The organism is Pedobacter hiemivivus (assembly GCF_005144565.1).
GTDB classification, from domain to species: Bacteria; Bacteroidota; Bacteroidia; order Sphingobacteriales; family Sphingobacteriaceae; genus Pedobacter; species Pedobacter hiemivivus.
Genome location: NZ_SWDX01000001.1, coordinates 199,320 through 219,931, shown reverse-complemented (window position 1 = coordinate 219,931; position 20,612 = coordinate 199,320). Strand labels below are relative to the sequence as shown.

At 40.2% G+C, this 20,612-nt stretch carries 13 protein-coding genes; 2 read left to right on the top strand and 11 right to left on the bottom strand.

All coding sequences use genetic code 11. The features are described 5' to 3' along the window. The first annotated feature begins 2 nt into the window (after positions 1–2). Positions 3–1,250, top strand: a complete 1,248-nt coding sequence (gene ilvA, locus FBD94_RS00925) for a threonine ammonia-lyase IlvA (RefSeq protein WP_136878764.1) — start codon at positions 3–5, stop codon at positions 1,248–1,250. Positions 1,251–1,363: 113 nt separating this feature from the next. After that, positions 1,364–1,774 (top strand): hypothetical protein, encoded by a 411-nt coding sequence (locus tag FBD94_RS00920; RefSeq protein ID WP_136878763.1) that lies wholly within the window; start codon positions 1,364–1,366, stop codon positions 1,772–1,774. Between the two features lie 73 nt (positions 1,775–1,847). Here FBD94_RS00920 and FBD94_RS00915 read toward each other — a convergent pair whose 3' ends face one another. The 11 genes from FBD94_RS00915 to FBD94_RS00865 form a co-directional block, all read right to left on the bottom strand. Beyond that, the gene (locus FBD94_RS00915; protein WP_136878762.1) at positions 1,848–2,585 is read right to left on the bottom strand and encodes an IclR family transcriptional regulator; all 738 of its coding nucleotides are present in this window, start codon (positions 2,583–2,585) and stop codon (positions 1,848–1,850) included. 83 nt (positions 2,586–2,668) lie between these two features. Then, positions 2,669–4,579, bottom strand: coding sequence for a RagB/SusD family nutrient uptake outer membrane protein (locus FBD94_RS00910; RefSeq protein ID WP_136878761.1), 1,911 nt, complete (start codon positions 4,577–4,579; stop codon positions 2,669–2,671). A gap of 11 nt (positions 4,580–4,590) precedes the next feature. Continuing rightward, the gene (locus FBD94_RS00905) at positions 4,591–7,770 is read right to left on the bottom strand and encodes a SusC/RagA family TonB-linked outer membrane protein (RefSeq protein ID WP_136878760.1); all 3,180 of its coding nucleotides are present in this window, start codon (positions 7,768–7,770) and stop codon (positions 4,591–4,593) included. Between the two features lie 59 nt (positions 7,771–7,829). Continuing rightward, on the bottom strand, positions 7,830–9,743 hold the full coding sequence (locus FBD94_RS00900; RefSeq protein ID WP_205945817.1) for a glycoside hydrolase family 127 protein: 1,914 nt from the start codon (positions 9,741–9,743) through the stop codon (positions 7,830–7,832). A gap of 18 nt (positions 9,744–9,761) precedes the next feature. Beyond that, complete coding sequence (locus FBD94_RS00895; RefSeq protein ID WP_169472179.1) at positions 9,762–11,441, bottom strand: glycoside hydrolase family 99-like domain-containing protein; 1,680 nt, start codon at positions 11,439–11,441, stop codon at positions 9,762–9,764. 10 nt (positions 11,442–11,451) lie between these two features. Beyond that, positions 11,452–12,588 (bottom strand): glycoside hydrolase family 88/105 protein, encoded by a 1,137-nt coding sequence (locus tag FBD94_RS00890; RefSeq protein WP_136878758.1) that lies wholly within the window; start codon positions 12,586–12,588, stop codon positions 11,452–11,454. A gap of 24 nt (positions 12,589–12,612) precedes the next feature. Next, entirely contained in the window at positions 12,613–13,944 is a 1,332-nt protein-coding gene (locus FBD94_RS00885; protein ID WP_136878757.1) for a BNR repeat-containing protein, read from the bottom strand. Position 13,945: 1 nt separating this feature from the next. Further along, positions 13,946–14,689, bottom strand: coding sequence for an RraA family protein (locus tag FBD94_RS00880; protein WP_131607406.1), 744 nt, complete (start codon positions 14,687–14,689; stop codon positions 13,946–13,948). A gap of 41 nt (positions 14,690–14,730) precedes the next feature. Then, on the bottom strand, positions 14,731–15,540 hold the full coding sequence (locus tag FBD94_RS00875) for an SMP-30/gluconolactonase/LRE family protein (protein ID WP_136878756.1): 810 nt from the start codon (positions 15,538–15,540) through the stop codon (positions 14,731–14,733). Continuing rightward, on the bottom strand, positions 15,530–16,783 hold the full coding sequence (locus FBD94_RS00870; RefSeq protein WP_136878755.1) for an MFS transporter: 1,254 nt from the start codon (positions 16,781–16,783) through the stop codon (positions 15,530–15,532). The genes FBD94_RS00875 and FBD94_RS00870 overlap by 11 nt, the downstream gene beginning before the upstream one ends. 22 nt (positions 16,784–16,805) lie before the next feature. Then, the gene (locus tag FBD94_RS00865; protein WP_205945816.1) at positions 16,806–20,603 is read right to left on the bottom strand and encodes a mannonate dehydratase; all 3,798 of its coding nucleotides are present in this window, start codon (positions 20,601–20,603) and stop codon (positions 16,806–16,808) included. Between the last annotated feature and the right edge of the window lie 9 nt (positions 20,604–20,612).

Here is a 20,612-nt window from a genome sequence, read left to right as displayed (position 1 = left end):
AAATGACAAAGATTAATCTAAAACTAGATTCCGAAGCCGCAGCGAAGCGATTGGAAAATGTTGTAAAACATACCCCGCTTATTTACAATCCTAAATTATCTGAAAAATACGATTGCGAAATATACTTGAAACGTGAGGATCTACAGGTGGTACGCTCTTACAAATTGCGTGGTGCTTACAATATGATCAGCCAATTAACGCCTGATGAATTAAGTCGCGGAATTGTTTGTGCAAGCGCGGGTAACCATGCACAGGGTGTTGCTTTTTCATGCGATAAACTAGGCACCAAAGGTGTCATATTTATGCCGGAAATTACGCCTAAGCAAAAGGTGAAGCAAACAGAAATGTTTGGCAATGGCAGCGTAGAACTGGTATTGGTTGGTGATACCTTTGACGATTGTCTAAAAGAAGCATTGGCTTACACTCAACAACACAACATGACCTTTATCCCTCCTTTTGATAATTACAGCATTATTGAAGGTCAGGGTACTGTTGGGGTCGAGATATTGGAGGATTTACCCGGTGTTGAAGTAGTGATTATGCCTATTGGTGGTGGTGGTCTTTCTGCTGGTGTAGGAAATTATTTAAAAGGTAAAAACCCAAATATACTATTGGCTGGTGTTGAACCTGAAGGTGCTCCATCTATGTTAAAAGCATTTGAACATGGTGGCCCTGTTACTTTACCCGAAATCAACCGTTTTGTTGATGGCGCTTCTGTAAAGTGTGTAGGAAAATTAACGTATGAAATCTGTACAGAGGTATTGGACGATGTATTGTTGGTTCCCGAAGGTAAGGTTTGCACCACTATATTAAAGTTATACAATGAAGATGCTATTGTTGTGGAGCCGGCAGGCGCATTATCGGTGACTGTTCTTGATGCTTATAAAGATAAAATTAAAGGCAAAAAGGTAGTTTGTGTCATCAGTGGCGGTAACAACGATATTGAACGCATGCAAGAGATCAAGGAGAAATCTTTGTTATATGAGGGATTGAAACATTACTTCATCGTTCGTTTTCCACAAAGACCGGGGGCATTGAAATTATTTGTAAATAATGTGCTGGGACCCCATGATGACATTACGAGGTTTGAATTCATTAAAAAAACAAATAAAGAAAACGGTCCTGCTCTGGTAGGTATTGAATTGGCCAACAGTGCCGATTATGATGCTTTAGTAAAGAGAATGAAGGAGTTTAAGTTTGAAATTATTGAATTGAATAATGATCAAACGTTATTTGAGTATTTGGTTTAGCTTTGTTTTGGATAACGAAATTCTGGATAACAATTTAATTACAAAATAAGTAAAGGGATGGAACGTTATATTGTGGCAATAAATTTGCTATAACAATACAAACACACAAACACATGAAAAAATTTATATTATTATTACTATGCACGGCCACGCTTGGTCTGGCATCGTGCAAGAAGGACACTATTGTTCAGGAGAATGTAATTCCAAGAACAATTTTATATGATATTCCTGCTAATGCATGGATAACTACAGATGGTGGAAGAAGCTATTCTACCGAAGTTAATGTTCCTGAAAATGACAACGCCTTTAATCAATCAGGTGGAGTAATTGTCTCAATGGCATTTGATGCAAATAGAAGAATATTTGATGCTTTGCCAAACGTATTTAACGGAGCATCATACCAGTTTAGTTCAGAACCAAATTATGTAGTGATTTACGTAGATGGTATAGACGGGCAAGTGATCCCTGCTCCTAGTCCATCCAGAGTTAAGATTGTATTGGTTGATTCAGAATTAATTGATTAATAATTTATAAAAGCAAAAAGAGGCGGTGTTCTGATGAACATCGCCTCTTTTTTGTACGTTCGTCATTCTGAACTTATTTCCCGACTAAGTTTTTCTTAATTTTCTCTGCTGTCGTTAACAGATCATCTACAATTTTTTGTTCTTCAGCTAAATGGAAACGATATTCAGGCATATATAAACATAAACTAGCTAAAACACGCTCACCTGAATATACTGGCACTGCAAACCCAACAATATTTCCTGCAGTTACCTGCTTCGCATATCCTTGTGCTTTAATCAAGCTAAGACTTTCACGAAGTGATTTTTCATTCTTCACTTCAGCCCATTCCTCTTTTTTAGGTAAACCATATTTCGTTATAAAAACGGTAAGTTCAGCTTCGGGCAGCATTGCGATCAACAGCCTCCCCGAAGCCGTGTCATAAACACGTTTCTCTTTAGAAGTAACGACTTGTATATTATTGGTTCCAGTTACCCTTACTATCGCCACGCGGACATCCTTTACCAATATAGATAGCAGGGAGTTTTCATCATAAATACTCGTTAATGCTTCCATTTCCTTTTGGGCAGCTTTTACCAAATCCTTATGATACCCTTCATTCCCGGTTAAAACATAGGCCTGTGATCCCAGGCAATATCCTTTTTTTTCAACCTTTTCGATATATTTTCTGGTTACTAATGTTTTAATAATATTGGCACATGTACCCGCATTTAAATTAAAATGTGATGCAATTACGCTTAAAGGCTTGGGTTGGTCCGGTTCGATGGAAATATATTCTAGGACATCCAAAGCCCTGTTTATTACCTGAATCATATCGTATATTATGGTGTTATAAAGATACAGTTATTCTTTAAATTAAAAATTAGCTCCATTTATCAATAGCAGCATACAAACAGCTACCAGCCCTCATTCTGTTTAAGAGCCTTGTTCAAACCTAATTCCCTAGGAGAAATCGGCCAAAGCTGATCTCTGCTCGTTAAGTTACTAAAAGATATAATACCGTAAGCCATTGAGCTGGAAGCCGCCGGAATTATTGCGGCAGGGTTTGATGCATCGCCACTAACAAAATCCTTAGCTACAAGCTCCATCCTCGTTAGGTAGATATTCCAGCGCACAAGATCTCTTTTTCTTAAACTCTCAAAAGTCAACTCTCTTGACCGCTCTTCTTGTATGGCTTCCAAAAAGCTATCATGATTACTGGTTTGCGATGATGTTAAGTCAGCATCAAAAGGCGAGCTTATTGTTGTCGATGCAGTCGCCCCAGTTCCAGCTCCGCCAGAAAAACTTACTGTTGGAGCAGATGTATACTTAGTACCTTCATTAACGATTGCTATTCCAGTTACTTTTCCGCCTGCTACAATTGCAGTTGCAGTTGCCCCCGAACCGCCACCACCTGTTAAGGTTACAGTTGGAGCAGTAGCATAACCCGAGCCAACATTACCAAGCGCGATTGTTTTTACCACATCCCCCTTATCATATTTACCATAAGCCCTTCGTCTAACCTGATTTACGGCATCAATAGCTTCTTGAGTAGGGCCATTTATTTCATTTTCAGCCTCTGCAAACATCAGTAACACATCCGAATACCTTAACAAAGGAAAGTTGATGCCACCACCCTCTTTCGCTAAAGGTTTAGTGATTTCATACTCTCTTCTCCACTTAGCACTGGTACGTTCGTAAACCTGACTTCCGCCTAGCATTGACTTTGTTGCCGGATTTCCTACAAGTCTATAAGTTGCAATAGACCAATCCCTACGTCTGTCTGGTGAATACTCCTTTTTAATTAATGTTTTTGCAGGCGTAATTGAATCCCGTTGTAAACTTTCATAACGTTTAAACAACCGACCAGTTATACAAGTAAAACCGTAACTATAACCATAATTAGGATCACCAGGGGTAACCACATATTGTATACCGTTGTTGCTCCCATTCCTTCCGATCTCTTTATGAACACCTGTTGCATTTCCCCAAAACTCTACTTCCCAGATGCTTTCTTTTATATCGTATTTATCCTGACACATATTGATAAAAACGTTTGAATAAGAAGGATTTAAAGCATGTTGAAAACCACCTGAAGCACTCATAACCTTTTGAGCCCATTTCTTTGCTTCTGCATACTGCGAGCGATCATTAATCGGATTTCCGGCCATATATAAACATACGCGAGCCAATATTCCTCTTACGGCTGACTGGCTCACTCTTCCAGTGTATCCCAAAGCGTCAATTGATTTCACTAATCCTTCGGCCTGAGTCATGTCAGCAATAATCTGCTGGTAAACTTCCTTGGCAGGTGTGCGTGGTATATAGATCTGAGAAGTGCTATAAACAGTCTTCGTCATTAGCGGGATATCTCCCCAGTTGCTCACCAACATAAAATGATAATAAGCGCGTAAAAACAAAGCCTCTCCCCTAATTGCATCTCTAGCAGCCTTATCCATAACAGGTTTATTAATGTTGTCCAAGAGCATATTGGCCCTATTGATCCCATCATAGAAAGTTCTCCAGGTATCGGCACAAAAAGGATCACCAGCAGAGACCTGATTCACCCGCACGTTATCAGTAATGGTATTTCTTGCAAAAAAACCTTCATCACCATCCAATCCCATTCCCCCAAGCAATTGATCGCCGTAAGTTTTGGTACTGCCCATCACATCATAAACACCGGCTAAAGCAGAATTTAACTGCGCCTCGGTATCATAATAGTTTTCTGGTGATAAGGTATCAACCGGCACTGTATTTAAAAGCTTTTTACATGAAGTAATAATTGTAAAAAACGATATGGCAAAGATTAAAATAATGCGTTTCATAATCTTAAATGTTAAAAGTTTGAGGTGATACCCAGAACAATTGTTCTGGCTTGCGGATAAGCAGAATAGTCAAAGCCTGGTGTGAGTACAGAATTTCTTACAGAAACTTCAGGGTCCATGCCTGAATACTTTGTGAAAGTGGATAAGTTCTGAGCTGTTACAGAGAAACTTAAAGTGCTAAAATTAATCCGTTTCAGATATTTGGCAGGAATACTATAGCCCAATGAAACTGTTTTTAAACGCAAATAAGAACCATCTTCAATTACACGGGATGAATATCGACCAGAAGGACCACCGCCTCCGGTTCTGTAATACATATTGTTGGGATTGTCTATTGTCCAGCGATTTTCATACGTCTTATATTGGTTTAAGTTTACATAACTGGTCCCTTCAAAAATTAACCGGCTTGCATTAAACACATCATTTCCATAAGACCATTGCAGAAATACATTCAGATTAAAACCCTTGTAAGAGAAGTTATTCGTAAATCCACCCGTATGCTTTGGCAGGCCGCTACCGAAAACGGTTTGATCGTCCAAGGTCACATTACCATCCCCATTAATGTCTTTGTATTTAATGTCACCTGGCTTTATGCTTGCACGGCTATTTCCATTTGCCGGAACATCCGCTTTTAAGGTATAAGCGCCCGCTTGCGAAACATCAAAATCATCAAGCTGATAATTTCCATCCCATAAAAAACCATAAAAATTCCCAGCAGGCTTTCCTACTTCAGTTTTATAAAGATTTGAACTGGCATAAGGTCCTTCCCAAACAATAGTACTATACATCGGCTGATCGGCTCTTGTTAAAGCCAGCACTTTATTTCTGTTGAAACTGATATTAAAGTTACTCTCCCACTTAAATTTACCGCTATTGATGTTGACAGAATTTATGGTGATTTCAAGTCCCTGATTCTGCAATTTTCCTACATTTTCATAGACGGTACTATAGCCCGAATAATAAGGCATATCCGCATTAAGCAATAAATCTCTTGTTGTTTTACGGTACACATCTGCCGTTAAAGTCAACCTGCCTTTAAAAAGCGATAAATCATAACCAATATCTGCCTGTGCGGTGGTTTCCCATTTTAAATCAGCATTTCCCAAACCCGATATAACTACTCCTTGTGTTGGAATCCCATCCTTAAATGAGTAAGCAGCATTATTTGTTGGCGTAAGGAAAGGAAGATAAGCAAAATCAGGAATACGGTTGTTACCGGTTTCCCCGTAACTTATCCGAAGTTTTGCATCGGATACGAATTTTAGGTTTTTCATAAAGGGCTCACTACTCATGCGCCATGCAATTGCACCAGAAGGAAAATATCCCCACCTATTTTTTGGACTAAACTTTGAAGATCCATCGGATCTATAAGCTGCAGTGAAAAGGTATTTTGATTTGTAGCTGTAATTTGTTCTGAACAAAAATGATGCGATTGCAGAAGAAGAAGCCGGAGAGGTCACAATCTGAGGCGTACCCTGACTTAATCCATTTATGCCCAATTCTTCATTTGGTACTTTAATAGAAGTAAACCCTCCGCCTGTTAAGGAAGTCCCCTGCATACTAAAACCTCCAACAAAATCAATTTTATGGTTCTTTTCGATTGTCGTTTTATAGGTTAATGTATTTTCATTAGACCATATATTAAGATCTGAATAATTCTTACTCCCAAACTGCCCCCTTACGTTCCCTGGGTTGGAATTGTTTCCCAGGATAGTTTTAGAATTAGAAAAGGCTTCAGATTTTACGTTGGTGTTATTTAATCCTCCGGTAACCTTTAGTGTCAGGTTCCTAACGATCTCGTAAGTAGCATACACATTGGTAAGTACATTGGTATTGAAACCCTTGGTGTATTGGTTGGTTGCAGATACCACAGGATTTACCCTAAAATCTGCAGCAGGATTCACATCAGTATCTACAGTCCCGTTCTGCAAGTCATCCAAAGTATAATTAGGATCGCCCGTTAATGGTCTATATCCCCATGCAGAAAACAACAGATAAGCCGTTGCTGCACTACCCCCAGCTGTAGCCACTGGCATACCATTCCTGCTGTTATGACTATAGTTGATACTTACGCCTAGATTGATTTTTTTATTCACTTCCTGAATCAGGGATAAGCTTCCCTGGTAACGTTTATTACCCGAATTGAGCACTACAGCCTTTCCATCAAACAAGGAAGCAGAAACTGAGTATCTGGTTTGTTTAGAGCCGCCCCTTATGGCCAGACTTTGAATATTGGTGGTACCCGTTCTAAAGACCTTATCCTGCCAGTTTATTATTGGTGCATTTGAATAAGAGTCTAATGTTCGACCGTTTGTCAAGTAATCGACACCATTGCCTCTTTCTATTTGATACTTAACAAACTCATATCCGTTCATTACATCAACTGTTTTAGGGATTTTTTGAAAACCATATGATCCGTTATAACTGATCACCGGTTTTCCTATTTTCCCTTTTTTGGTTTCGATTACCACTACACCATTGGCGCCCCTAGATCCATAAATTGAAGTTGAGGATGCATCTTTAAGTACATTGATGGATTCAATATCATTGATATTGAGTGATCCGGCATTGAAATTTTCAATTGGGAATCCATCTACCACATATAGCGGTGATGCACTTTGCGTTAGTGATCCACTTCCCCGAATGACAATATTGATTCCTTCTGCACCGGGTTGACCATCATTTGAAGAGACTTGTACCCCAGCTAACCTTCCAGCTAATGCCTGGTCAAAAGAAGCTACTGGTGCCTTTTCCAAGTCCTTCATATTTACTTGTCCAACAGCACCAGTTAAATCTTTTTGCTTAACTGATCCATAACCGATCACCACCACTTCATTCAAATTGCCTAATTCTTCTTTAAGCTTGACATCAATCTCTTTGCGGTTTCCAACTGATCTTTCCTGGGTAAAGAAACCAACAAACGAGAAGACCAAAGTTGCTGATGCAGCTGGTACGGTAATTTTATACACACCGGCATTATTTGTTAAAACCACTGTAGTGGTTCCCTTTACTTTAACACTAACACCCGAAATTGGAACTCCCATTTCGTCGGTTACTTTTCCTGTAATGCTTATGTTCTGTCGAATATTGTTTTGTCCAGCGCTTTGCCAATTGGTAGCAGCTGAAGCTTCCAACAATAATGGCAGTAATAAAAGACAGAATATTGGGATATACCGCGTGGTTTTATACATTTTAAGGTTTATTTTTGGTTTATACTTGGTTGATAAGAACTAGTTGAGCATCAATTCTGTCAATAAGATATAGTTGGTGTCTCGGTTTTTTGGGGATTAAATAATTGAGGCATCCATACTTTATAAAAGGACGCTACCGGCCCATTCCCTGCCGATGCATAATCACATAATGCAACAGTCACAGTGCCCTGAGGCTTCTCTGTATAGGATTCCGGAATAAAGTGCGCCTTAAAACTCATTAGATATTCTTCTGGTTTAGCAGGCAATCTGGTCAGTTCAATATACCCCTTAGCATCAGCTACAGGTTTTAAAACAGCCTCCAAACCGGCACCTTCAAATCTTGAATCTCTGGCCAATACAATTGGCCCCCGCATAATGGCCATACTTTTAACGATACTGCCGGTTTCTACGACCCTACCACGCATGTCTAATTCCAAAGAAATTTGATCTCCCAATTTCCAGACACGATTGATCCGAGCCGCCTGACCTGGTATCAGGTCTGTGAGCTCTTCACCATTTACGCTTAGTTTCGTTAACTTACTCCATGCAGGAATACGCAAGTGAACATCAAAGGCTTCCGGCTTGGCGATATTCAATCCTATTTTAATAGCGCCAGACAGCGGATAATCTGTACTTTGAACAACTAAAATCCGTTGATTTTTAGGACTCTTTACGATGTAATTGCCCTCTGCAAAATAATTAATCTGCAATCCTTCATTTCGTTCCATAACCATATATGATGGTAAATTAAACAGCCCTCTAGGCCCACTCGCATCGCAACAGTTTAAGCCCATTCCGCATTGTTCGTTTCCGCTAAGTCGCTGGCCATTCAAAGGCGTATACTTGGCCCAAACAGCCCCCTTTGAACTCATTGCCCCCAATAAGGCATTGTAATAGGCTGTTTCAACTACATCGGCGTACTTGGTTTCGCCAGTAAGCCTTAGTAACTGATTGGATAATTTTAGCCAGGTTACCGCAACACAGGTTTCCTGGTAATGATGAACAGGTGTATTTTGGTACTCCTTACCTTTAAACCACATCTCTGTAGAAGCACCAGATCCCGCGATATTAATTTCTGTGTTTCGGATGTTTTCCCAGGTGTTTTCCACAGCTTGTTTATAAACTGCTTTTCCTGTTAAGCGGTAAAGCTCCAATAAACCTTCATAGCAGGACATCATCTCATAAGCTTTTTGTCCCTGCTCGGCACTATACCAGCTTTTTGGTTTAGGAAAGCGTTCGCTTACATTTATTTTAGACTTACTTAATAATTGGGGGCCTTCTGGTGTTTCCCATTGTCTCACGATCTCTTCTGCAAAATCAAGATATTTTTTGTTGTTGGTATATTGATACAATAAGCAGATAGGCTCGAGCACAGAGGATGCTGCCATCCCTCTGTAACTACCTTTAGTCACGATAATCCCATCTTGTTTTTTAAGATCACTTATCAGATTATCTGCTGCACGTACCGCAGCTGATAACATTTTTTTGTTTTTAGTAAGGTCATAATAAGCAAGCAAGCCCAGCATACAATACTTTCTTCCCCAAATATCCCAGCGTTGTAAACGGTTAGCTTCGGCATAATTACCTATATACCCATCTGGAGTCTGCGTGGCCATTAAACCGTTAACCGCATCATCAAGTACTTTCTTCAAACGAGGATCTGGATGGTATTTATAGGCCAACACTGCTGATGTAAACCATTTCCCCCAAAACTCACTCTGCCAGTAAAGGGTTTCTGTCCTGTTTTCCAATTTAAAAGGCTCTATAAGTCGCTGGACATCTTGCGCCAAAATGCGATTGTTTAATGAGCCATCCAGTTGATCCGCCAGATAGCCTTTCAAATGAACTTCCGATGAAGGACGTAAGCCATCATTTATCGCCATCTTAGCAGAAGATTGGGCAAATAACTGTCCATCCAAAATCATCAATGGAACAAATATGATATACCACATTTTTTTTGTAATCCTATCCATGAGCCAATAGATTAGCATTTATTTTAAGCCGTTTTTAATACCGATTAACAAAGAGTCTTTTAATACTTTTGAAGGTGTTAACCAAGCCCCTTCGCCATACTCATTCCATGCATAGATCAACGCAATTCGCTCTTTAGTGATTTCTGCAGGATTGTCATCCATAAATTTCCTTACCGCTTTAACCGAGGACTCCACAGTTTTTTGAGAATATCCGGTGTAACCTGGAGAATGTTTATACTGAATTGGCCAGGCTCTAGGGTCCCAATTCGAAGTTATGGTAGGGATCAATGGCAATGGTGATTTTTTAAGGGCATTCCAGGTTCGTACACTTCCAGCTTCTAAGCTATCAATGGATACACTAGTTTTATTTTTTTGGTAACCAGTTTCGTGGTAGTTATATCCCGTGGCTACATCAAAGCCACATTCTGCCACCAATTGACTTATTTTGGCATCTGGATATTGGCAAATAGCCACAGTAACGCCTGTTAAGCCATTTTCTTTGGCCATTGCCCTAAACTCTTTCAGCGCTGCATTTACTTTGGCGCTTGATCCAAAGCTTTTAATCAGACTATTGGTGCTGATAAAAGTCAGCATAGGGGATCCATTAACCTTTAAATAAAGTGGATTTTTGAATAGCTCGATCCAGTACTTACATAGATAATTCCAATTTTGAGGACCAACAATGTAATTGTCGTGATTTGCCACCAACAAATTATACTTTAGCTTTCCTTTGTTTTTTGCCTTTAAATAAAAAGCAAGGGCACGATTTCTTGGATTTCCCTGGAACTCATCAATGGTGGTAAAGTACCAGCAAAAACTAAAAAAGGAGATCCCTGATTTAACGGCCAGATCCATCTGTTGTTCTACCACTTTTTGCTTACTGGTAAGCCATCCCCATATTGGTTTACGCTCTGGAAAATCATGCTCCAATTCTGGTGTCAGATGACTGGTTAGTCCAGCCCAACCATCAAAATAATAAGCCCCCAAAGAAATAGATGCCCTTGATGTAGGGCCATATATTTCGCCCCATATTTTATCTGCTATAGCTTTCATCCCTTTATCAGACGGATGGGCACCTACGCCCCTATCCTTAAACAGATGGTATGCCATATTGGTAGAGTCCTTTGACAATTCACTTAGATTCACAAACTGATCGCCTCTGGCCGTACTTACAGCTTGAATATCCTGTGCTACAAGCTCTTTTTTCCAGAAAGATGAAGCATGAAGAATTTTAGCCTTCGGGTTATTGGAAGTTAAATAATTGATCAGTCCATCATAGTGCTTTTTAAAGTCCTGTGTTTTTAATGTTTTTGGTTCTATATTCTCACCCAGCCTAAGGATAATCAGCTCTGCCTTTAATTGTCTTAAAGCATCTAATTGTGACAAATCATAGTTCCAGAATGCCCGCTCATAATCTGCGATATTTTTAAACTGAACAGAAATATTAGGATTAATAGCTTTGAACTTTGTAATCAGCAAGTGCACATAGTCACTATCTTTTGCCGAAGCTGCCATTCCCCAATCCCCGTTCCAACCGATTTGAGGTTTAGGACCGTGCCTGGTAATGCTATTGCCTAGAATTAATACGTTTTTATATTTTTCTATCGCATTCTTTTGCGCAAACACAGCGTTTGCGCAGAAGAAAACGCCGTACATCAGCAGGAGCGAAAAGATTCGTTTCGTTAATATCGTTTTCATATAAAACCTGCTATTTAGCATTTACAGGTATGTTATCTTTTTCTAACCAGGCAAAGGCGCACCACAACACTGGAGCCTGACCATGCAAATCACCCGTATTTCTTTTTCTGTCTAAGTAGTACTGTTTATCATTTTTCTTATTTGTTCCTTCACAAACATTCATTACATCTCCTTTGGCATCAATCTGATCAACCAAAGCTGTCCAGCCATTTTTTGCCGACAACAAATATTTAGGATCTTTTAACCAGCCATTTTTCACACCTGTAATCATTGCATAAGCAAACATTCCGGTTGAAGAAGACTCTGCCCATGAATTGGAGTCATCAACCAATTGTCCCCACATTCCATTTGCAGACTGGTATTTAAGTAAAGATTTCATCATCGTTTGGTATCCCTTAAGAATTGCAGGTCTTTCTGGATTACTTAAAGGCAGTGATTTCAATAATTCTGTCATACCAGCAGCCATCCAACCATTACCTCTACCCCAATAAAATGGCACGTCTGGTGCATGATAAAACAATCCATTCTTTTGCTGAAGCTCATCTAAATAAAACACCATTTCCTTTGCCGCACGGTTGATGTATACCGGATTTCCGGTAGCTCTGTAGGCTTGAACCTGCAACATGGTAATCATATACATATCGTCTATCCAAAGGCGTGTTTGCCAAGAGTGCCCTAGTTTTACGTAATTACTAACCGTATCTGTTAGCTTCATACCCGCAGGTACAGCCCATTGATTGTATGCAAAAACCTTCCCTTTGTTTAGGTACTTCTCTTCTTTTGTTTGCATATATAGCTCTAATATCAAAGCCCCAAATACAGAATGATCGACGTTATCATATAAAGGGATCAGCTTTTTATCTTCAGCATAAAAGGGTTGATATTTTGCAACCAGTTTATCTTTCATGGCTGTATTTCCACTTAGTTCGGCAAACTTAAGTGCGCCATACCAGGTACACACTTCCGAATAGGCAATGGATTTACCATACAACACATGGGCAGATTCTATAAATCTGTTGCCCACCTTATTACCAACATTAGTCGGATCGTACTTAGCAGGAAATTTTTCAGTTGTTTGTGCCATTGCACTATTTTGCAGCAAGGCAAAAATGATGAGCAGGCCGTAAAAATTTAGAAATCTTTTCATAATTTATATTTTAATTTTTAACCATTAATTCTTTTCAGGAATCCACTGTAACACAGATAAATTTTGCGGCGCCACTGATACCCGCCCATCATTATCCTTTTGCTGAACCTGCTGTAACAGCAGGTTTAATACTTGCTTACTTTCCCACAAAGTGGTGTCATAAGTTGGCTCCCAGGAGCCTAAACTTGAAGAATGGAGGTCCTTGCATACCCATATAGGCTTGTCTATATTCTTACACACTGCAATAGAAGCTTTACTTCCTCTTTCTTCATCTCTAAACACAATCCCCACTGAAACCTGCTTGTCCTTTTTCCAGGCGATCACCTGGGGTCTCGATATGGGAATGCCTTTGGTTCCACCACCACTTAACAAAAAGTTACTTTTCCTAAAGCCAAGGTTTAAATTTATCCAGTGCTTATTTTTTAAATAAAGCAGGTGATACTGAGGTGCAGTATCGCTCTTCTCTTTCCAATAGGTTGAAATGTAAGGGTTCCCATCCTGATCAATCGTCATAGAGGTTTGATTAATCAGCTCACTATTTTGAGGAATCTTGATTACATATTCAGCGGTTGACTCTTTAATAGGTAGTACATATTTTTCTCCATTTGATTTTGTCCAGGTTAATCCGCCATCCAAAGATTTTGCATAACAGATATCATGGTTCGATGCCGCATCTGGACTTTCACGCCAGGTCCAGGATAAATGAATGACCCCTTTCTTGTCTACCACAATTTGCCAGTAAGGGTTTCTTAAATTCTCGCCATCAATAAAGGAATTTTGAACCTGAGTCCATTTTTTTGTTTTTAAAGCGTAACGGTTCAGTATAATGTTTCCATTCCCAGACTCTCCATCACGAAAGAAAAACAGCAGATCACCATCAGGGAGTTTATAGAACTCCGGATAAGTAACCTTATCCTCATGTATCCCGGTCATCTTGATCTTATCAGATAGTTGTAGCGATCCGGGTGCTACACTCTGACAATAATTTAGTGCAGTAAGATGCTTCCCATAACTATGATGATCCCAGGCGACATGTAGGTAGCCATTTCCATCAACCATAATGCTGATGGAATTGTGTGCGTCAAAAACATCCCCCTTATACTGCGTTCTTGATATTTCCCATTTAGTACTGTTCAACTTTCGTCGGCCCAGCACAACGCAATGAGCGCTATCGTAGTAAGCGGTATACTGCATCCCCTGATGAGTTACCAGTGAATTCTTCCTAAATGAGACCACATTAATTGAATTATTTGCCCAACCTTCGCCTATAACAGAGATCTTAACAGGGGTTTTAAGCTGTGCAAATCCAACTGTTGCCATTAAAAGGAATACGGGGATGATTTTATAGACTCTCATATTAAAAATACCCGCCCTTTTCGCTGATTTCCTGAATCGTTTGTCCTTCTTTTACCCAGCCAAATATTTTCTTTTCATTTTCTATGATTTCCTCAGCCCGTAGCAAAACGTCATAAGCAATGTCTCTTGGAACGACTAATACGCCATCAATATCTCCCATTACCACATCACCCGGTTTAATGGTTACCGAACCAATCTGAAGCGTTACCTGGTAATGTGTAATTAAACACCTGCCTAAACTACCGTTAGAGATCCGGTATTTATAAAACACAGGAAAATCAGCTTCCAGGATCTGGTGGGTATCACGGATCCCACCGTCAATACAAGCGGCCTTTACTTTCTTACCTTTTGCGGTGGCTGTCATTACCCCACCCCATAAGGTAGCATTTTCATCTTTAGTGGTATCCCAAACCACAAAAGCATCCTCATGCATCTCGTCCAACATCTGCACCCTAAACTCCATTTCTCCTTTTATCATAGCATTAGGGGCACTTTTTACGGTAAAGGCAATACCAGCTATAGTCCGGTATTCTCGTAGTGGAACTAAATGCCCTGGTAAAGCCTGATTAATCAGACAAAATTCCCGCATAACGTCATTGATTGCACCGGTATATAATTGCTCATAGCGGTGCAACAATTCCTTTTCTGGAATTGGGAAACTTGCCTCTGATTTACCTTCTCTGGTTTCGATCAATTTTTCTAAATTCATCATACCAATTTCTTTCTTATACTGATCTGTACTCATATTACGTTAATTATTATTACTGTTATCTTGTTAATTATCAACTATTTTCTTTCAAAGCTCACATGAAGCAAGAGCCCTTTTTCCGCTTCAGTGACGATCAAATCATACCTTCCAAATGGATCAAATGCACAATTGGTAGGATTTTGACCAGGTAGAGTGATCGCGTCGATTACCGCTCCACCTGCATTTGCTATTCTTATTTCAGCAGTACCATATACTGCTGTATAAAGATTCCCTTGCTGATCGAAAGCCATCCCATCAGGCCCCCCAGGACCTGCGGGGCCACCGACATTACACCAAACCTGGCCATTAAGCCATTCACAATTTTGAGAGTCCCAGTCTCCTTTCCACAATTGATGTGCATAAGTTTCGGCAAAGACGAGACTTTTACCATCGTTTGTAAAGGCCAGACCATTTGGGAAGTACTTATTTTCAATAATCTTTTTTACAGAGTTATCCCGCTTCAATACACAGATATAGCCTGTTGGCTCCGTCCTTGAATTGCCCGGACAGGTAAATAATAGATTACCATTTTGATCAAATGCCAAGTCATTTGGCTGCGCCAACACTTCTCCATCGACACGATTAGCAAGCACTTCTGTTTTCAGCTGATAAGGATCAAACTTTCTGATTGCATTCTCAGCGGCATCACAAAACCAGATCATTCCTTGCCTATCAATGGCAATACCATTAGGTTTTCCTCCTACCTGAAAGCGTTCCAGTTTTCCATCCAGGTACCGCAGCAGGCTTTCACCCTTTAATTCCACGGCCCATAAACTTCCATCAGGTGCAAATGCTGGCCCTTCCGGAAAGTTTAATCCATCAGCTATAGTCTCTATTTTAACTTTCATAAGCCATTGCATTTTGTCTGTCTGTTTTAAAGAAGAACAGAACAGCAGTTAATAGAAAAGCCGCACCTAAAAAGTAACTTACCCATAACCATGATAAACCTGTGGACAAGCCTAATGTGGGTTTCAGTACGCCTAAAAGCAATGGAGCAAAAGCACCTACTAAAAACGCGCACATGAGCATAAAACCTGATGAAGATGACCTGATGGCTGGTTTAACAACTTCATATAATGAAGCGAAAATATTTGAGTCATATATCCCTCTAAAAATGCCGAAAAAGAAAAGTGCCAGGTAGGTAGCAAATGGTGTAGTTCCCATGCCTATCCAATAGATAAAAGGTACCGCGCCTAGCATCGCAACAGCCTGTACGACCAAGCGATTGCCTGGATTTATTCTGGAAACTTTGTCTGACACCAAGCCGCCTATCAGCACACCTATAAAAGCACCAATATGATGGTAAAACATAGAAGAGAAACCAGCGGCGACAAGTGACAGGTTAAACTTTTCGACCAATAAGGAGGGCATCCAGGTCAGATAGGCTACGTTTACAAAAACCATACAAGCAAATGCTGATGTAAGCAACACTACAGTAGGATTTTTGGCCATTATTTTTGCAGATTCAACTACGTTAACCTTTTCTTGTGCCTGGGCTGGTACATCTTTTCTTAATTTAAAGAAAGACACAATAGCCACTAAAATTCCGAAACCACCAAATAAATAAAATGCATTGCGCCAGCCATAATGCTGGCCAATATATCCGGCAATAACCCCGCTCAAAATAATACCAAAGTAAACTGCACTTTGATGAATAGAGAGCGCCAATGACCTTCTTTTTTGATGCTCTTCACCAATAAGCGCATTGGCAGCTGGCGCATAAAAAGCTTCACCCCCGCCTGTTGCAATGCCTCGGAATAAAACAAACTGAGCAACAGTAGTACTGATCCCGGTAAGCAATGTAGAAACACTCCAAAATAAAAGGCTAAACACAATGATGTTCTTCCGGACCAACCTATCGCCCACAATGCCCGCTATGGGAACAAATAAACCATAAGTCCAAACCAGCGAAGATGCAATCAGTCCAAGCTCGGCGTCGCTTAAATTCAAGTCCGCTTTAATTAAGGGCAGCACCACACTAAATATCTGTCTATCGGCAGAATTAAGGAAAAATGCAGTCCACAGTAAAGCCAGCATTAACCACTTGTAATTTTTGGAGGTATTTAAGGGATCGGCTATTTGGTTATTCATATTTTATACTTAAGCACAGTTATTAAAGATTTGCAGCCACTACTTTTGCATTCCAGGCCTGCACTGTAACGGTTGCATTGTTCTTCTGCTCACGCCAGTTTACATTCATCGTTATTTCTACGGTCTTGCCTGGTTCTATCCACATATAGTTATCACTGGCATAAAAAGCTCTTTTTACTCCTGATATATCTACTTTTGTCATAAAAGCAGGAATAGATCCTTCATTTTTAACCGTTAACGTAATCTCACTTTCATCGCCAGAGATGACTTTATTCGCCTTTACTTTTAGTGATAAGCTGGTATTTGTTTTAGCAACAGACGGTTTTAACCAAGGTCCTTTATCTAGGGTTATCCATGGAATCGGTTCATTCACATACTGATCATGAAAAGCTTTGTCCTCCATTTTCACCAGACAACGTGGATAGTAATAAGCACTGGAAACGACTTTGCCATTCTTATCTGTTAACTCTGTTAAAAGGAACAGGTATTTATCTTTGTAGTTAGCTGGAATATCGAACTTGCCAAATGAAGCGTTGTTTACCGAAGGACCAGTAGCGATGTTTATAGGTAGTGTTTTTTTAGATAGCTGCTTAAAACTGTCATCATATACCGTAACCGTTGCTTTATATCCCTGTTGCTTAGCAAATAGTGAATTTGTAACCTGCACATCCAAAGGAATGCTTTCTCCTGGAGCCCAAAGTAAACGCTCAATATCTAAAGCAATATGTGTTGGTTCATAAGTCCTTTTCAGAAAATAATAAGGAGCATTCGCCTGTCCAAACCAGTCCATCATTTGAATGGCAATTGCCGTCCAATGTCTTTTAAAAACCCATGGCATTAAGCCTGTTGTTACTGGATAGCTACCTTGCACCTTTTCTGAAAGTACCTGATAAAATTCTCCGGCACCAATCTGTGTAGCCTCTGATATGGACTCTAGTGTAGGGTCATTCATGTTGTCAATGTGCGATGCGCGACTTAACATACGTGGTACACGACTGGGTTTGTATTCCGTAAAATGATGTATAAATTCAGTATGCCCCGGTCTAAACGATTTTTCCCACATCGTACCCAGGTTAACAAATTCCTTCTCGTTTACCACTTCTCTAAACAAACTTGCTTCGGGCATACTGTGCATTCCGGTTTCAGAAATCCAGGCTTCTTTACCATAGCTACGTCTATACCAGGATGGGTCCATATCCGGATAAGTGTGAATGCTACCCCCATCTGGAGTAGTACGCACAAACATGCGACTGCCATCGAAGGTCTTAATATTTCGCTCCCAGATACCCATGGTAGTGGCATTACCTAAGGAGTAAGGATTAAATTCATTTCCACCACACCAGATCACCAATGAAGGGTTATTGCGCAGTCTACATATGTTCTGCACTACTTGTGCCTCCCAAATGTCTTGTGGGTAATCAGGGGTATCCTGGTTTCCAATAGGAAAATCCTGCCAAACCATAATCCCCATTTCATTACATAATTTATAAAACGTATCTGTTTCAATCAGGCCACCACCCCATATTCTAATAAGCTGTACGCCCATTTTCTTGGCTGCAGACAATGTCCAGCGGTAACGTTTTTCTGAGGCATCCAGCAAAATATCCTGAGGCGTAAAATTCATGCCTTTCACAAATATTTTCTTCCCATTTACCACAAATTGCCAGTTTTCAAAACGATCTCCCGTTCTTGGGCCCGCACTTGCTACCCGTTCAATAACACGTATTCCATAATCAAAAGAAGTTTTGTCAACCACTTTTCCACTTCTGATCAATGAGATTTTCACATGGTATAAGTTTGGATCTCCTAAGCCAGTTGGATTCCAAAGCTTTGGATTTGGCAGATCGATATCATCTTCTACCCAATTTCGGCCTTCATAGGTTTGAACAGAAATGAGCTTGTCAAATACTTTATTACTACCTGAATAAAACGCTACATTAACCTTAAGCGCTTCTTTTGATGGGACAAAAGGCATTCCCTTTTCATAGGGATGACGGAGTTGTGCATTCTTCCATGGGTGCAGACTTTGCTTCATGGAATTGCTATTGATAAACAATTCTGTTGATAAGTGCAGCTTTGCAACATTACCAGTAATCGCTTTTGTGACCAGGTATGGTCTTTCGATATGAACCTTAGGTACAACCTCCAATCTCACGCCCTGCCAGAGTCCCATCGCAAAAAAGGTTTCACCACCCAATCCACCGGATATTGTCCAAGGCTTTATGATGCGTCCACTGTTCCATGGATCATATCCTTTCCGCTTGCTCATGTCTTTAGCGTTATTGCTATCGAGCGGTATGATATCAAAGTCGGTGGCTTTGTTTCCCCAGTTTCCGGCACGTAGTTCAACTATAATTTCATTGTTACCACCATAATTTAAGTAATCACTGATCTCCGCATTTGGTCCGCCAAACATACCTTCATGTACACCGACCAATTTTTGGTTAACCCAGACTTTTGTAAAGTAATCTGCCCCATCAAAGCAAAGGAAACTGTAATTGCCTTTTGCAGTTTGTGGCAAATCAAAGCTCTTTTTATAGTACCATACCTTCTCATCAACGAATTTATAGTAGTCAGAGTTCTTGTTGTAATATGGATGAGGGAACTTCCCTGCTTTATATAATGACCATTGAACGGAATTAGGGACCGTTGTTTCAAAAGGATCTTTTTGATTAACCAGCTCTTTAAGATCGACTACTGGTTTATCCATATGGGACAATTCCCATTTACCCGTCAAATCAATATGTTGGGCATCCGCTCTTGGCTGAATATACCAAGGCTGCCCAAGGTTTTGAGCCTTTACCAATCCGGTACACATTGCCAACTGGATAAACAGGATCCACATGAACGTTGGGATTTTCAATGCATCCATAATTCCTTTGATATAGCCAATCCCAAATAAGCTTCCATTTACCGTATAGCCATGTTGCGTATTGTCATCTCCGGCCATAGATGGCACATGATCTGACCGCAACGGGCCAGTAAATCCAATATCTCTATAGGCCTTAAACATTTCAGGCATATCTGTTGGGCCATCGTCATGAAAGGTTTCCTTAAAGTTTTCGCTATTCCCTTCAACATCACGGATGTGGACAAAGAATATTTTCTGACGCTGGCCAAACTCAGCGATCAGGGCTTTCACATCTTCGCCCATTGTGGTATAGGTACCTTGGCAAAAAGTAAGCCCATGGGCATCACTATCAGACAAAGACAATGCTTTACGGATCCCATCTGCGTTCTTAAAAATTCGGCTGATGCCTCTTAATGGTGAAACCGGTGGATCATCAGGATGCAATGCCATTTTTACCCCAGCCTTTTCTGCAGCAGGTAAAACCCTTTCCAAAAACCATGCATAGTTTGCCCAAATTTCACTTTCACTAATCGGACCAATATCAGTTAAAGGCAATTGCTGCGCAGTTTCCATATCGAAACCATTTACTAGGGCGCCACCTCTCGCTTCAATAGTCGTATGGGTTCTGAACCAGCCAATTCCCGCCATAAAATTATAGCAAAGCAAAGGGATGTTAAGTCTACCCATATTTTCAAGCATCTGGCAATAACGTTGGATATCCTCTTCTCTTCCTGGTAATCCGAGTTTAATCCGGTCCATGTTAAACTGATCTCCCTCCATCCCAATCAGCTCAAAACCGTTATCCTTAAAAATCTGTTTTGATGCAGCCAATGATTCGTAATCCCATGGTGGCAAACTGCCGGTTAGCTCGGGAGCCAATTTGGCAATGGCGTATTTAACACCCATTTGCCTGCTTAACGCCCACTTCTGATCAGGCTTATTTCCGAAAAACAAAAAAGACAATTGCATGCTTTATAT